This is a genomic window from Burkholderia sp. BKH01, from assembly GCF_025685725.1.
In the GTDB taxonomy this organism is placed as follows: Bacteria; Pseudomonadota; Gammaproteobacteria; order Burkholderiales; family Burkholderiaceae; genus Burkholderia; species Burkholderia pyrrocinia_C.
Genome location: NZ_JAOTQT010000019.1, coordinates 1 through 15,687 on the forward strand (window position 1 = coordinate 1; position 15,687 = coordinate 15,687).

Below are 15,687 nucleotides of genomic sequence, written 5' to 3' on the forward strand. Positions count from 1 at the left end.
AACCGGCGAACCGGCGAACCGGCGAACCGGCGAACCGGCGAACCGGCGAACCGGCACACCCGGCACACCCGGCACACCCGGCACACCCGGCCGCCCGTCATTGCATGTGCTTCACGCGGTCAGTCGACCAGTTCCCCCGTCGGCTCATAGAACGGATACGGCCCGGCGCCTTCGTCCACATACACGTGGTGCGACGTCATCCCCGTATCCGGCGCATGACGATGCACCGCGAACGCCGGCGGTTCGAGCCGGAACGCAGACGGCGCATCGGCCCGCAGGTCGAACGCGACCTGGTGCGCGGGCGCCGGCACGGCCGACGCGAGCGTGCCGCCGAAACGCGTGAACATCGTACGGTGCACGTGGCCGCACAGCACGCGCTCGACGTTCGGATAACCGCGCAGCAGCGCGTCGAGTTTCGCGGCGGCGGCGGGCGCGAGGCGCAGCGCGTCCATGTGGCCGATCCCCGATACGAACGGCGGGTGATGCAGCGCGACGATCACCGGGCGATCGCGCGCGGCGTCGAGCTGCGCGGTGAGCCATGCGAGCCGCGCGTCGCACAGGTCGCCGTGGCTCGCGCCGGGCACCTGCGAATCGAGCGCGAGCACGCGCACGGTGCCGACGTCGAACGCGTACTGCACGAATTCGCCGTCGTGCAGCTCCGGGCGATCGGCGAACGCGCGGCGCAGCCCGGCGCGGTCGTCGTGATTGCCGATCATCAGGTAGTACGGAATCTCGAGCGGCGCGAGCAGGTCGCGCAGGTTGGCGTATTCGTCGTCGTGGCCGAAGTCGGTCAGGTCGCCGGTGACGAGCACGGCGTCGGGGCGCGGCACGAGCGCGTTCAGCTTCGCGATGCAGCGCGCGAGCGCGGCCGCCGTGTCGACGCGCCGGTACGCGAGCTGACCCGGCCGCTTGATGTGGAGATCGCTGATTTGAGCTAGCAGCATCGTCGGTTCTCGGAATCGTCTGGTTATTGTGGGTGCGGCGTCATGCGCCGCAGCGGGGTGGCGCTTGCGTCGTGCATTCGACGTGCATCAAGCGCCGAGCGCGATCAGGCCTTCCGGTGCAATCGTAATGCCGACCGCCGTGCCGTGCGCGAGCGCGATGCGGCCCGGCACGTCGATCACGAGCGCGTCCGGCGCCGCGTGCTCGATCGTGAGCCGCGTGCGCTCGCCGAGGAATGCGCACGCGCCGACCGTGCCGCGCAACGGTGCATGCACGGGATCGGCGAGCTGTGCATCCTCGGGGCGGAAGAACCACTCGTCGGCGGCATGCGGCGTGACGATCGCGCCACCCGTCGTCACGAGCGCGCCATCGCGCCATTGTCCGCCAAGCCGGTTCAGCGTGCCGATGAATTGCGCGACCGTACGGTTGGCCGGCCGGTAGTAGATGTCGCGCGGCGTGCCGATCTGTTCGATGCGGCCCGCGCCCATCACGACGATCCGGTCGCCGAGCTCCATCGCTTCGGCCTGGTCGTGGGTCACGTAGACCGTCGTCACGCCGAGCTCGCGCAGCAGCGCATTCATCTCGCGACGCAGCACGTCGCGCAGTTTCGCGTCGAGTGCCGTCAGCGGTTCGTCGAGCAGCAGCACGCGCGGCCGCACCGCGAGCGCGCGCGCCAGCGCGACGCGCTGACGCTGGCCGCCCGAGAGCTGATCGATCGGCTTGTCCGCGTGCGCGTCGAGCCGCATCATCGCGAGCAGTTCGTCGACGCGCTCGCGCAGCGCGCGCGGCTCGGTCTTGCGGATCTTCAGCCCGTAGCCGACGTTGCCGCGCACCGTCAGGTTCGGAAACAGCGCGTAGTTCTGGAACACCATGCCGACCTGCCGGCGCTCGATCGGCAGTGCGGTCACGTCGTCGTTGCCGAACGCGATCGTGCCGCCGGCGTCCGGCGTGTCGAGGCCGGCGATCAGGCGCAGCGTCGTCGTCTTGCCGCAGCCGGACGGCCCGAGCAGCACGAGCGTTTCGCCCGCGCCGATCGACAGGTCGAGCGGTTCGAGCACGCGCGTGCCGCGGAACGTCTTCGCGCAGCCGGTCAGGGTGATGGGAGTGGAATCGAGTTTCATGTCAGCGAAAAGGTCAGCGGGTCAGCGCGAGCGGCGCTTGAGCGCACGCGTGCCGGACGGATCGACGCCGAGCCATTGCATCGCGACGAGGAGCGGCAGCGTCATCAGCAGGAACAGGATCGTGTATGCGCTGCCGACTTCGAGGCGCAGCGACGCATAGGTGTCGGCGAGCCCGACGGGCAGCGTCTTGGTGTCGGGCGTATGCAGCATCCACGTGAGGTTGAATTCGCCGATCGACAGCGTGAGCACCGCGAGTGCGCCCGCGACGATGCCGGGGCGCAGGTTCGGCAGCACGATCGTGACGAAGCGCGTGACGAACGACGCACCGAGGCTGGCCGCGCCTTCCTCGAGCGTGCGCAGGTCGGCGCCGGCGGCGACGGCCGCGACCGCGCGCACCATGAACGGCAGCGTGAACACGACGTGGCCGACGACGATGAACCACAGGCTCATCCGGAATGCGGTGAAGCCGCCGTACACGACCAGCAGCGCGAGCGCCGACGCGAGGCCCGGCAGCGCGACCGGCAGCACGAGTGCTTCCTCGATCGCGCGCGAGATGCGGCTCTTGCTGCGCGCGAGCGCATAGCCGGCCGGCACGCCGACCGCGAGCACGATCGCGAGCGTCGCGAACGCGACATAGAGCGACAGCGCAACCGAGCCGTGATACTGCTGCCACACCTGTTCGAGCCAGCGCAGCGTGAGGCCGCTCGACAGTCCGCGGAAGTAGTTGACGGTCAGGCCCGCGAGCACCGACATCACGACGGGCACGATCAGGAACGCGCACAGCAGCAGCGTGACGCCCCATTGCAGCGCGGCGATCGCACGCGCGCCCGTGACGCGCGGCGCGCGGCGCGCGACGCCGTTCGCCTGCGCGGGCACGGGAGCGGGCGCCGGAGACGGCGCGGAAGAGCCGGAAAGCGATTGCATGCAGGAATCCTCAGGCCGCGGCGGCGGCGGTGTGGCCGGTGAAGCGGCGCGCGAGCGCGAGCACGGCCCAGGTGACGATGCCGAGCACGATCGACAGGCCGGCCGCCGTCGCGATGTTCGCGTTCAGCGTGAACTCGGTATAGATCGTCATCGGCAGCACGTTCAGGTCGGTGGCCAGCGTGAATGCGGTGCCGAACGCACCCATCGCGGTCGCGAAGCAGATCGCGCCGGCCGCGATCAGCCCGGGCGAAAGCGCGGGCAGCACGATGTCGACGAAGATGCGCCACGGCGACGCGCCGAGCGAGCGTGCGGCTTCCTCGAGCGACGCGTCGAGCTTCGACGCGGCCGCGATCACGGTGACGATCACGCGTGGAATTGAGAAGTACAGGTAGCCGACGAACAGGCCCGCGACCGAATACGCAAACACCCATTTGTCGCCGGTGAGCTTCGCCGACAGCATGCCGATCAGCCCCTGGCGCCCGGCGAGCATGATCACCATGAAGCCGACGACGACGCCCGGGAACGCGAGCGGGAACGTGAGCAGCGCGAGCAGCACGCGCTTGCCGGCGAATTCTCGGCGCGCGAGCAGCAGGCCGGAGATCGTCGACAGCGCGAGCGTCGCGAGCGTAACGCCCGCGGACAGCGCGACGGTCTCGCCGAGGCTCTTCATGTAGCGCGCATTGCCGAGCAGCGCCGCATACTGCGAGAAGAACGCGCCGTCGGCGGACACCTGCACGAGCGCCGCCATCGGCAGCAGCCAGAACGCGGCGAACATCGCGAGCGCCGGCGCGACGAGCGCGACGCGCCAGCGCAGCGGGAAAGTCAGGTCGAGCATCGGTTGTGTCCGGCCGTTTACTGCATCACCTGCAGGTACTGCTGGCCGAACGCCTGCTGGCCGGCCGCCATCTTGCCGAAGTCGACCGGCTTTGCGCGCGCATACTCGCTCGCCGGCAGGAACTTCGACGCGACATCGGCGCCGAGCGCTTGCGCGCGCACCGGGCGCAGGTACGCGTTGGCCCACAGCTTCTGGCCTTCGTCCGACAGCACGAAGTCGAGCACCTTCCTGCCGTTCGCATCGTGCGGCGCGCCCTTCACGAGGCTCATCACGTACGGCACCGCGATCGTGCCTTCCTTCGGAATCACGAACTCGACGTTCGCGTTGTCCTTGTATTTCGCGCGATACGCGTCGAAGTCGTAGTCGAGCAGGATCGGAATCTCGCCGGACAGCACGCGCGCATACGCGGTCTGCTTCGGCACGATCGGCGCGTTCGCCTTCAGCTTGCGGAACCAGTCGAGCCCCGGCTTGAAGTTATCGAGGCTGCCGCCGAGCGCCTGGTTGACGGCCACCGCGCCCGCGTAGCCGACGAATGCGCTGGACGGATCGAGATAGCCGACCATGCCCTTGTATTCGGGCTTCAGCAGATCGGCCCACGAGCGCGGCACCGGCTTGCCGTCGAGCGCGTCCTTGTTCACGAAGAAGCCGAGCGTGCCCGAGTGGATCGCGAACCAGTAGCCTTGCGGGTCCTTCAGGTTCGCGGGAATGTCGTTCCAGTGCGCGGGCTTGTACGGCGCGATCACGCCCTTGTCCTTCGCCTGGAATGCCGACGACACGCCGAGGTAGACGACGTCGGCGACCGGGCTCTTCTGCTCGGCGATCAGCTGCGCGATCGACTGGCCCGAGTTCTTGTTGTCGAACGGCACGCGGATGCCGGTCTTCTGCTTGATCGCCGCGATCTGCGCGGCCCAGTCGGCCCATTCGGGCGGGCAGTTGTAGCAGATCGCCGTTTCGTCGGCGTGGGCGGCGGGTGCGCCCGCGAAAAGTGCGGCGCAGGCGAGCGGCGCGGCGAGCGCGCGCAGCAGCGAGGTCAGGCGAAAGGACACGGTGGGTCTCCGGGCGAGTGTGTGGCGCTGGGGTGGTGTGGTGATCGGCGTGCGCGGTGGCACGCCGGTGCGTTCAGGCCTTGCGCAATTGCAGGTCGGTGGCCGGCGGCGCGACCGTCGCGCCGTCGCGCACCGCGTGCGGCAGGATCAGCGACGTGCGTTCGAGCGTCGCGCCGCCGATGCATTCGACGAGACGGCGCCACGCGTGGCGGCCGATGTCGCGGTTCGGCGTCGCGACGCTCGCGAGCGGCGGCGCGAGCAGTTCGCCGAGCGCGATCCCGTCGAAGCCGAGCACCGACAGGTCGTCCGGGATCGAGAAGCCCGCGCGGCGCAGGCCGCGCATCACGACCATCGCGAGCAGGTCGTTGCTGCAGAAGAGGGCGGTCGGGCGCGTGGCGCGCGAGGTCAGATGCGCGAGCACCGCGTCGGGCAGCTCGGGCGCGTTGAAGTCGACTTCGACCGGCGGCAGCGTGGCGACGCCGCTTTCCTCGAGCGCCTGCGCATAACCGAGATGGCGCTGGCGCGCACGATCCGACGCGGCGAGCGAACCGGCCAGCATCAGCACGCGGCGGTGGCCGCGCGCGGTCAGCAGCCGCACGCCGTCATAGGCGGCGCGGCGGTTGTCGACCGACACCGACGGGCGGCGCTGCGTGTCGTTGTGCATCAGCACGTAATGCGGGCCGTCGCGGTCGAGCATGTCGAGCAGCGGATGCGTGTCCGCGTCGGCGACGGTGAGGATCAGCCCTTCGACGCGCTGCTCGCGCAGCGTCTCGATCGCGTGACGCTCGCGCGCCGCGTCGTATTCGGTCGTCATCAGGATCAGCTTGAAGCCGGCCGCGGTCGCGAGCTCGTCGATGCCTTGCAGGCAGTCGGCGAACACGGGGTTCGACAGCGTCGGCACGACGACGCCGACGAGCCGCGTGCGTTCGCCGCGCAGTTGCCGACCGAGCGGGCTCGGGCGGAACTGCAGCGTGTCGATCGCGGTGCGGATCGTCTGCAGCGTGGCGGGGCTGACGGTATGCGGTGCGTTGATCGCGCGTGAGACGGTGGCGATCGAGAAGCCCGCGAGGGCAGCGACATCCTTGATGGTCGAGGTCATTAAGTAGCGCGATGTAAACGTTTTCGGCAGGGAAATTATCGAAAACGTTTGTGACTTCGCGATGACGCACGCGACGCTTGTTTCGCAAAAAAGCACGATACAAACGTCAGACGGTTGGGACCGTCCGACAAGGCGGACTCGATTGTATCGGCGGATGTTGCGGCGCGGGACGAAATCGCATGCAGTGTCGTATCGGCGCTGATTACACTGAATGAGTGCGTGCGATGCGGCGGTGCGTCGACGGGTGATGGGGCGCGCAGGTTCGCTGCGTCCCGATGCATCTCGCCGGAATAAGGGAACGCATGCACAAGCAATGGTAGAATCCCGTCCGCCCTCTTGCCGGGGTGATGAAATTGGTAAACATAGCGGACTTAAACGATTGAGTGCCCGGCCGGAAACGGTCGGTGCAGAACCCTTCAAATTCGGCGAAACCCCTGATGCGCGCATCGAGGCAACGCCGAGCCAAGCCTCGCGGCACCCGCGAGGAAGGTGTAGAGACTAGACGGGGGGCGCCTAAGGCGCATGGGCGGCGGTCACGCCCGCGCGCGACGGCGAAGGCATAGTCCAGCGCACGAACGGCATCGCCCACGCGACGCCGGCTTTGAAAGAAGCAGTGTGACGAAAATCCGCCGCCTTGATTGGCTTGCCGGTTCAAGTCCGGTCCCCGGCACCACATATACTCCCAAGCAATCCTATGGTTGGCAAAAAATCCCTGCGAGTCAAGGACTTACGGGGATTTTTGGTGCCGGCGCTGCCCATCCTTTCCCATTGACACCCACGGAATCGGGGGCATCGTAGAGGGCAGTTTTCCTGATCTGGGGCATCGAAATGCCCCCATGGTACGACCAAGCGTGCCCCTGCTGGCGGGAAATGTGGCACCACTGATCGCTAGGGGCGCTCCTTGCGGAACATCCCCTTGAAGGAAAATCCCCAGTCGCACTGCACCTCCTTGAGGCGCAGGCCGGCGGCCTTTGCTGATCGCTCATAGATCCCGTGCGGGAACACCTGTTCGTTGACTCCTGACGAGATGAGATTCTTGGTGAATTCATCGTAGGCGACGCCGACCGGCTCGCACAAAATGAACAACTGGCCGGCAGGCTTCAGGACTCGTGTGATTTCACTGAAAATCGCATGCAGGTCTTCGAAGTGATGGATCGCGCGGGATACAAAAACGACATCAACGGAACCGGCATTGATGGGCATCCTGTTCGCATCGAATCGCGCCTGTATGGTTTCCGGGTGCCCGCATCGCCGCGCCAGAAGGTCCGCAATCCGCAGGAGTCGAATCGAAACGTCGCTGTTGATGAACGTGCCGGGCCAATATCGACCCGTTTCCGATTCGCGGAAGCTTGGACGAATGCCACCTGCGATCTCTAGGGCCGTTCCGTTTCTATCGAGCTCGAGGTTTTGATCCACGAACTGGGCCGCCAACTTGCCATCGAACGCTTCGGAGAATTGATGCCCCCTCGACATATCGGGGTAGACGGGTCCAGCCTTCCTGCTGACGAGCATTTCTGAGCTGATGGTTCGCTCGTCGTGCCAGCGCTTGTGTTCTTGGAGAACGGTCACGTCCAGGGTATAGCGCCCCTCGTTCTGAGGGGCGGTTATCGCGAACGGAACGGTTACCGATTGATGCGGTTTGATCGCGACAGGGATCGATGTTCGATTGCCTTCGAAGATTTCCATCTCACCATTGCGACGCCAGTGATAGCTCACTACGACGGCATTTTCCCCATTCGAATCGACGGGGAATTCACCGTTGTTGATGATGCGTATTGCTCCATGGAAAAATTCGCCCAAGCCAGCGGCATCCGGAAGATAGAGCGGCCCGAGAGTTACTTTTGGATAGAAATTGGAGATATTGAACCGATCCAAGAAAAGGTTCTCTTCAGCATCGAAAAATGGATTCCCGATTGGCGAGACAGGTTCCAGAGCCGCCCTGATCGCAAGAAGGTCGTCGCCGCCTCCAGGCAAGCCCAGATTCGCTATCAGTGCGCGCTCGCATTCCGAGACATCGACGTGATTCCATTTGGATTCGCGCGCTCGGGGAAGGATATCGACGACACCGGCATGTTTGTGGGTCTGCCAATCGCATGCGCTACAGACAATGCGATCTGTTTGGGGCAGTAAGCGACCCGCACATTCTGGGCAAGCGAATACTTCTGATGCGAGTTGCATAGACTTAGCCTCTGCACTCAGGAATGTGGGCGAAAGTGTACTGCAGTTCATATGTTCTATAGCAACGTCTTTCGAATAGAGCTTCATCAGCACAAACAACACAGCCGCCCATCGAGGCGGCATTTTCATTTTGGGGATCACCTGTGGCGAGTCACGACGATATGCAAGGCGATATTGCTGAGAACGAGCAGCGCATCGCGGTCCACGAGGCGGTATGTGCGGAACGCAACCAAGGCATCCGCTTATCGCCTTCGCAGCGGCGATAAGCGGATGCAGCGCATCGAGTACATCCTCTACTTCCTCGCCGCTGCGGTGCTGGTCGGCCCGGCGAATGCGATGACGCTGCTTGAGGTGGTTTTCAAATGAACCTGACGGCGCCCATCGTAGCCGCCAGCTGCGGCGCGCCGCCGGCGCTCGCTGCGCAGTGGCTCGCGCCGCTGCAAGACGCATGTGCCGCGCGGCAGATCAACACGCCGCTGCGCGCGGCCGCGTTTCTGGCGACCGTCGGCGTCGAGAGCGCGCGCCTGACCGCCGTCGTCGAGAACCTGAGCTACAGCGCGGAAGGGCTGCTCGCGACGTTCCCGACGTACTTCGACGAAGGCGAGGCGCAGCAGTACGCGCGCCGGCCGCCGGCCATTGCGAACCGCGTCTACGCCGGCCGGTACGGAAACGGCGACGAAGCGAGTGGCGACGGCTGGCGGTATCGCGGCCGCGGCCTGATGCAGATCACGTTCCACGACAACTACCAGCTCTGCGCCGTGGCGCTCGGCCTGCCGCTCGTGCAGCAGCCGGACCTGCTCGCCGTTCCGGCGAATGCTGCTGCGTCGGCCGCCTGGAGGTGGGCCGCGCACGGCCTGAACGCGCTGGCCGACGCCGGCGCGATCCAGCAGATCGGCCGCGCGGCGTTTCCGTTCCCGAACCTCGCGGACCATGCGATTGCGCGGGTGGTCGGGGCGCTAGCACCGCAGATCGCAACTGCGTAATCGTCGCGGTGCCGGATATCACTTCCTGATCACGCCTTGAACCTGCGATGCCGGACAGGGCGCTTCGGGTGCTTCGCATGGACGCAATACCGGGCCAGTTTGGCCGCCGGCCGTCGCATTACGTGCTACCAGAGGCCCAGGATCGTCTTCACCCCCGCACGCGGCGATCGAAGCGACACGCGCTCGATCGACATTCCATCCGACCTTGGCTACCGCTCGCTGCAGTGCGGAATGCCGGCGCCGTCCGGCGCACCCGATCTCGGCTTCGGCTTCGGCTTTGGCATCGATCGCGGCGGCGTCCGCGAATCCTCGTCAGGCTCCGTTCGCACGAGCACGGTCACGCGTTGCGGCCAGCCGCGACAGGCACGCCATCCCGCCGTCCCCCCATCCCGCGCCTATCATGGCAAATATGCTCACCGCGATCGAGCGGGTTGGTCATCGACGGCCGGCGCGGCATTGCATAGATTTCCAAGGTTGGCGTGCTTATCCGCGCGCCAGCCCGCGCGCAGGCCGGCAACCGGCCGCGCGCGCCTATCAGCGTGAGACACAATCGAGCGTGGAGACGACACGATGAGCCTGTCAGAGCCATTGCGTCTGCATGTGCCGGAGCCCACCGGGCGCCCGGGCTGCAAGACGGACTTTTCCTATCTGCATCTATCGCCGGCCGGCGCGGTCCGCCGCCCGCCGATCGACGTTGCCCCGGCGGACACCGCCAATCTCGCCCGCAGCCTCGTGCGCGTGCTCGACGACAGCGGCAAGGCCGTCGGCCCGTGGGTGCCGGACCTCGACGATGCGCGCCTGATTGCCGGGCTGCGCGCGATGCTCAAGACCCGCATTTTCGACGCGCGCATGATGATCGCGCAGCGCCAGAAGAAAATCTCGTTCTACATGCTGAGCCTCGGCGAAGAAGCGATCGGCACCGCGCACGCGATGGCGCTGCGCGACGGCGACATGTGCTTCCCGACCTACCGGCAGCAGAGCATCCTGATCGCGCGCGACGTGCCGCTCGAGCGAATGATCTGCCAGCTCATGTCGAACGAAGGCGACCCGCTGAAAGGGCGCCAGCTCCCCGTGATGTACTCGGATCGCGACGCGGGCTTTTTCTCGATTTCCGGCAATCTCGCGACGCAGTTCATCCAGGCGGTCGGCTGGGGGATGGCGTCGGCGATCAAGGGCGACACGAAGATCGCGTCCGCGTGGATCGGCGACGGCGCGACGGCCGAATCCGACTTCCACACCGCGCTCACGTTCGCGCACGTGTACCGCGCGCCGGTCGTGCTGAACGTCGTCAACAACCAGTGGGCGATCTCGACGTTCCAGGCGATCGCGGGCGGCGAAGGCACGACGTTCGCGGGGCGCGGCGTCGGCTGCGGGATCGCGTCGCTGCGTGTCGACGGCAACGACTTCCTCGCGATCTACGCGGCGTCGAGCTGGGCGGCCGAACGCGCGCGCCGCAATCTCGGCCCGACGCTGATCGAATGGGTGACCTATCGCGCGGGCGCGCATTCGACGTCGGACGACCCAACCAAGTACCGGCCGAGCGACGACTGGTCGCATTTCCCGCTCGGCGATCCGATCGCCCGCTTCAAGCGCCACCTGATCGTCAAGGGCATCTGGTCCGACAGCGCGCACGACGCGCTGACGGCCGAGCTCGAGGCCGAGGTGATCGCCGCGCAGAAGGAAGCGGAGAAATACGGAACGCTGGCCGACGACCGGATTCCGTCGCCGGCCTCGATGTTCGACGACGTGTACAAGGAGCTGCCCGCGCATCTGCGCCGTCAGCGCCAGGAACTGGGAGTGTGACCATGGCGCAACTCGAGACCGGCACGGCGACGCAGCCGATGACGATGATCCAGGCGCTGCGCTCGGCGATGGACGTGATGCTCGGGCGCGACGGCGACGTGGTCGTGTTCGGGCAGGACGTCGGCTATTTCGGCGGCGTGTTCCGCTGCACCGAAGGACTGCAGAACAAATACGGCAAGTCGCGCGTGTTCGATACACCGATCTCGGAAAGCGGGATCGTCGGCGTGGCGGTGGGGATGGGCGCGTACGGGCTGCGCCCGGTGTGCGAGATCCAGTTCGCCGACTATTTCTACCCGGCATCCGACCAGATCGTGTCGGAAGGCGCGCGGCTGCGCTATCGCTCGGCCGGCCAGTTCATCGCGCCGATGACGATCCGGATGCCGTGCGGCGGCGGCATCTACGGCGGCCAGACGCACAGCCAGAGCCCGGAGGCGATGTTCACGCAGGTGTGCGGGCTGCGCACGGTGATGCCGTCGAATCCGTACGACGCGAAAGGGCTGCTGATCGCGTCGATCGAGAACGACGATCCGGTGATCTTCCTCGAGCCGAAACGGCTGTACAACGGGCCGTTCGACGGCCATCACGAACGGCCCGTCACGTCGTGGCTCAAGCATCCGGCGAGCGCGGTGCCCGAGGGCTACTACACGGTGCCGCTCGATACGGCCGCCGTGGTGCGGCCCGGCAACGACGTGACGGTGCTGACGTACGGCACGACGGTGCACGTATCGCTCGCCGCGGCCGAGGAGACGGGCATCGACGCGGAGGTGATCGACCTGCGCACGCTGTGGCCGCTCGACCTCGACACGATCGTCGCGTCGGTGCGCAAGACCGGGCGCTGCGTCGTGGTGCACGAGGCGACGCGCACCTGCGGTTATGGCGCGGAACTGGTGTCGCTGGTGCAGGAACACTGCTTTTACCACCTCGAGGCGCCGATCGAGCGCACGACGGGCTGGGACACGCCGTATCCGCATGCGCAGGAATGGGCGTACTTTCCGGGCCCGGCCCGGGTCGGTGAAGCGTTGCGACGCGTGATGGAGGCGTGAGATGGGGATTCATGTCATCAAGATGCCGGACATCGGCGAAGGGATCGCAGAGGTCGAGCTGGTGGCCTGGCATGTGGAAGTCGGACAGACGATCAACGAAGACCAGCCGCTCGCCGACGTGATGACCGACAAGGCGGCGGTCGAGATTCCGTCGCCGGTGTCGGGCAAGGTGCTCGAGCTCGGCGGCAGGATCGGCGAGATGATGGCGGTCGGCAGCGAACTGATTCGGCTCGAGGTCGAAGGCGATGGCAACCTGAAGCAGGGTGCGCCGGCGCGCGACGCGAAGGCCGAAGCGGCGCCGGTTCAGGCCGCAGTGGCTGCGAAGTCGGCGCCCGTGGCCGACGCGCCGGCTGAAGCGCCTGTGGCAGCTGCGGCGCCGGATCGTGCGCCGAACCGCGCTCCCGCGGAGCCGCGTCGTGCGGAACGTGCCGAACCTGCGGCGGCGCCGCGCGCGGCGCTCGCGCCGGGCGAACGGCCGCTCGCGTCGCCCGCCGTGCGTCAGCGCGCGTGGGACATGGGCATCGAGTTGCGCTATGTGCACGGCACGGGCGAAGCAGGGCGGATCCTGCACGCGGATCTCGATGCATACGCGAAGACGAGCGGCGGTGCGGCGCGCGCGTCGCAAGCGCACGGCTACGAAGAACGCAACGACGAAACCGACGTGCCGGTGATCGGCCTGCGGCGCGCGATCGCGCGCAAGATGCAGGAAGCGAAGCGCCGCATTCCGCACTTCAGCTACGTCGAGGAAATCGACGTCACCGAGCTCGAATCGTTGCGCGCGGACTTGAACCGCCGCTACGGCGATACGCGCGGCCGGCTTACGCCGCTGCCGCTGCTGATCCGCGCGATGGTGATCGCGCTGCGCGACTTCCCGCAGATCAACGCGCGCTTCGACGACGAAGCGGGCGTCGTCACGCGCTACGGCGCGGTGCACATGGGCGTCGCGACGCAAACGGACGGTGGCCTCACGGTGCCCGTGCTTCGTCATGCGGAAGCGCGCGATGTGTGGTCGATCTCGGCCGAAATCGCGCGGCTTGCCGACGCGGTGCGTGCGAACCGCGCGCAGCGCGACGAGTTGAGCGGCTCGACGATCACGATCTCGAGCCTCGGCGCGCTCGGCGGCATCGTGTCGACGCCGGTCATCAATCATCCCGAGGTCGGCATCGTCGGCGTGAACCGGATCGTCGAGCGGCCGATGATCCGCGACGGCGCGGTCGTCGCGCGCAAGATGATGAACCTGTCGTCGTCGTTCGACCATCGCGTCGTCGACGGCGCGGACGCGGCCGAATTCATCCAGGCCGTGCGCGGGGTGCTCGAGCGCCCGGCACTGCTGTTCGTGGAGTGACGCCGATGAAAAACGAACACACCACGCTGCTCGTGATCGGCGGCGGCCCGGGCGGCTACGTCGCCGCGATCCGCGCCGGCCAGCTCGGCATTCCGACCGTGCTGGTCGAGCGCGACCGGCTCGGCGGTACCTGCCTGAACATCGGCTGCATTCCGTCGAAGGCGCTGATCCACGTGGCCGACGCATTCGAACAGGCCCGCGGCCAGGCCGGCGAAGGGGCGCTCGGGATCCGCGTGCGCACGCCCGAGATCGACATCGCGCAAAGCGTCGCGTGGAAGGACGGTATCGTCGACCGGCTGACGCGCGGCGTCGGCGCGCTGCTCAAGAAGAACGGCGTGCGCGTGCTGCACGGCGACGCACGCGTGATCGACGGCAAGACCGTCGAAGTCGTCGCCGGCGGCCACACGGTGCACATCGGATGCGAACACCTGTTGCTCGCGACCGGCTCCGAACCGGTCGAACTGCCGTCGATGCCGTTCGGCGGGCATGTCGTGTCGTCCACCGAGGTGCTGTCGCCCGCGACGTTGCCGAAGCGGCTGGTCGTCGTCGGAGCCGGGTATATCGGGCTCGAACTCGGGATCGTCTATCGCAAGCTCGGTGTCGACGTCAGCGTCGTCGAAGCAGCGGAACGCGTGTTGCCCGCCTACGATGCCGAACTCGCGAGGCCGGTTGCCGATTCGCTCGCGCGGCTCGGCGTCGGGCTGTGGCTCGGCCACAAGGTGCTCGGGCTCGCGGAGGACGGCGCGGTGCGCGTGCAGGCGGCCGATGGCGCCGAACGGACGCTGCCGGCCGATCGTGTGCTGGTTGCGGTCGGCCGCCGGCCGCGCGTCGACGGCTTCGGGCTCGAAGCGCTGCCGCTCGATCGCAACGGCCGTGCGCTGCGGATCGACGACGAATGCCGCACGTCGATGCACAACGTGTGGGCGATCGGCGACGTCGCCGGCGAACCGATGCTTGCGCATCGCGCGATGGCGCAGGGCGAGATGGTGGCCGAGCTGATCGCCGGCCGGCGCCGCAAGTTCATGCCGGCGTCGATCCCGGCCGTGTGCTTCACCGATCCCGAGATCGTGACGGCCGGCTGGTCGCCGGACGACGCACGCGCGGCCGGCGTCGATTGTCTGAGCGCGTCGTTTCCGTTCGCGGCGAACGGGCGCGCGATGACGCTGCAGGCAACCGACGGCTTCGTGCGCGTCGTCGCGCGACGCGACAACCACCTGATCGTCGGCTGGCAGGCCGTCGGGCGCGGCGTGTCGGAGCTGGCTGCCGCGTTCTCGCAGTCGCTGGAGATGGGCGCACGGCTGGAAGACGTCGGCGGCACGATCCACGCGCATCCGACGCTGGGCGAAGTGCTGCAGGAAGCGGCATTGCGAGCGCTGGGGCACGCGTTGCATGTTTGACGTGTGATCGTCGAACGGAGCCGTGGGTGCGCAACGCGCATCGGCGGCCTTCCGATTGTCCGTTTGCTGCGAGCCTGCGCCGGTTCCCGCGCCGAAGCCGATCTGAATCGGCCGCCCGGCAAAGTGCGTAGACTTGACGCATGGACTGGTCCGAAGCCCGCAGCATGACGCGACCGATTCGAGCTATGCAATGAGTTCGGCTGGTAATTTTTCGAGATGTGGGAAGGTTGTCGGCGCCACGCTGGTCGCCCATCATGTCGGTAGCCGGAAACCGGGCCGCTCCCGGCCCGCCAACGCAGGCTCCACACGGAAGAACCGGACATGAAACTGCTGCTCGTCGGCGCGACCGGACTCGTCGGGCGCCACGTCCTCGAAGTCGCGCTTGCCGATCCGCGGGTCGATCACGTGGTCGTCCTCGCGCGCCGGCCGTTGTCGCCGCATCCGAAGATGCGCGCGCTGGAGGTCGACTTCGATCATCTGCCTGACACGGCCGACTGGTGGCAGGCCGATGCGGTGATCTGCACGCTCGGCACCACGATGCGCGCCGCCGGCTCGCAGGCGGCATTCCGGCGCGTCGATCACGACTATCCGCTGGCGGTCGCGCGGCTCGCCCACCGGCACGGCACGCCGGCCTACGTCCTGAATTCGGCACTGGGCGCGGATCCTGCGTCGCGCATCTTCTACAACCGCGTCAAGGGCGAGGTCGAACGGGCGCTCGCCGGCGTCGGGTTCGCATCGCTCACTTATGTGCGGCCGGGCGTGATCGGCGGCAGCCGCGACGAATTCAGGCTCGGCGAGCGGTTGCTGGTGTTCGCGTTGAACGTCGCCCGCCCCGTGTTGCCGGCGAAGTGGCGCGTGAATCCCGCGTCACGAATTGCGCGCGCGCTGGTCGACGCCGCGATCGATGCGCGGCCGGGTGTGCAGGTCGTCGCATCGGATCGGCTCGGTTGACGCGGGGCGCGCGGCGAACC

Annotated in this window: 14 protein-coding genes; 7 read left to right on the plus strand and 7 right to left on the minus strand. The window is 67.3% G+C overall.

Annotated features, from left to right (window positions below; translation table 11 throughout):
- Window positions 1-119: 119 nt before the first annotated feature.
- From OEJ37_RS24135 to OEJ37_RS24165, 7 genes are all read right to left on the minus strand, one after another.
- On the minus strand, window positions 120-944 hold the full coding sequence (locus tag OEJ37_RS24135; RefSeq protein ID WP_263346264.1) for a phosphodiesterase: 825 nt from the start codon (window positions 942-944) through the stop codon (window positions 120-122).
- 87 nt (window positions 945-1,031) lie between these two features.
- Complete coding sequence (locus tag OEJ37_RS24140) at window positions 1,032-2,063, minus strand: ABC transporter ATP-binding protein (protein WP_174419052.1); 1,032 nt, start codon at window positions 2,061-2,063, stop codon at window positions 1,032-1,034.
- 21 nt (window positions 2,064-2,084) lie between these two features.
- Entirely contained in the window at window positions 2,085-2,987 is a 903-nt protein-coding gene (locus OEJ37_RS24145; protein WP_152855268.1) for an ABC transporter permease, read from the minus strand.
- A gap of 10 nt (window positions 2,988-2,997) precedes the next feature.
- Complete coding sequence (locus OEJ37_RS24150) at window positions 2,998-3,822, minus strand: ABC transporter permease (RefSeq protein WP_263346269.1); 825 nt, start codon at window positions 3,820-3,822, stop codon at window positions 2,998-3,000.
- Between the two features lie 17 nt (window positions 3,823-3,839).
- Window positions 3,840-4,868 carry an ABC transporter substrate-binding protein gene (locus tag OEJ37_RS24155; protein ID WP_174419054.1) on the minus strand — a complete coding sequence of 343 codons (1,029 nt, stop codon included), beginning with the start codon at window positions 4,866-4,868 and terminating at the stop codon, window positions 3,840-3,842.
- A 73-nt stretch (window positions 4,869-4,941) separates the two neighbouring features.
- A complete protein-coding gene (locus tag OEJ37_RS24160) occupies window positions 4,942-5,967 on the minus strand; it encodes a substrate-binding domain-containing protein (RefSeq protein ID WP_175918847.1) in 1,026 nt (341 codons plus the stop codon).
- Window positions 5,968-6,855: 888 nt separating this feature from the next.
- Window positions 6,856-8,274, minus strand: coding sequence for a class I SAM-dependent methyltransferase (locus OEJ37_RS24165; protein ID WP_263346275.1), 1,419 nt, complete (start codon window positions 8,272-8,274; stop codon window positions 6,856-6,858).
- Between the two features lie 87 nt (window positions 8,275-8,361).
- Between OEJ37_RS24165 and OEJ37_RS24170 the strand changes: the two genes are divergently transcribed.
- The 7 genes from OEJ37_RS24170 (at window position 8,362) to OEJ37_RS24200 (ending at window position 15,667) form a co-directional block, all read left to right on the plus strand.
- Window positions 8,362-8,511 (plus strand): hypothetical protein, encoded by a 150-nt coding sequence (locus OEJ37_RS24170; RefSeq protein ID WP_263346277.1) that lies wholly within the window; start codon window positions 8,362-8,364, stop codon window positions 8,509-8,511.
- Entirely contained in the window at window positions 8,508-9,128 is a 621-nt protein-coding gene (locus OEJ37_RS24175) for a glycoside hydrolase family 19 protein (protein ID WP_175918845.1), read from the plus strand. Before OEJ37_RS24170 ends, OEJ37_RS24175 begins: the two co-directional genes overlap by 4 nt.
- Before the next feature lie 570 nt (window positions 9,129-9,698).
- Window positions 9,699-10,931, plus strand: a complete 1,233-nt coding sequence (locus tag OEJ37_RS24180) for a 3-methyl-2-oxobutanoate dehydrogenase (2-methylpropanoyl-transferring) subunit alpha (RefSeq protein WP_175945564.1) — start codon at window positions 9,699-9,701, stop codon at window positions 10,929-10,931.
- Between the two features lie 2 nt (window positions 10,932-10,933).
- Entirely contained in the window at window positions 10,934-11,974 is a 1,041-nt protein-coding gene (locus tag OEJ37_RS24185) for an alpha-ketoacid dehydrogenase subunit beta (RefSeq protein ID WP_174419057.1), read from the plus strand.
- A 1-nt stretch (window position 11,975) separates the two neighbouring features.
- Window positions 11,976-13,319, plus strand: a complete 1,344-nt coding sequence (locus OEJ37_RS24190; protein WP_263346283.1) for a dihydrolipoamide acetyltransferase family protein — start codon at window positions 11,976-11,978, stop codon at window positions 13,317-13,319.
- A gap of 5 nt (window positions 13,320-13,324) precedes the next feature.
- The gene (gene lpdA, locus OEJ37_RS24195) at window positions 13,325-14,716 is read left to right on the plus strand and encodes a dihydrolipoyl dehydrogenase (RefSeq protein WP_263346286.1); all 1,392 of its coding nucleotides are present in this window, start codon (window positions 13,325-13,327) and stop codon (window positions 14,714-14,716) included.
- A gap of 321 nt (window positions 14,717-15,037) precedes the next feature.
- Entirely contained in the window at window positions 15,038-15,667 is a 630-nt protein-coding gene (locus tag OEJ37_RS24200) for an NAD(P)H-binding protein (protein ID WP_263346289.1), read from the plus strand.
- Window positions 15,668-15,687: the final 20 nt, after the last annotated feature.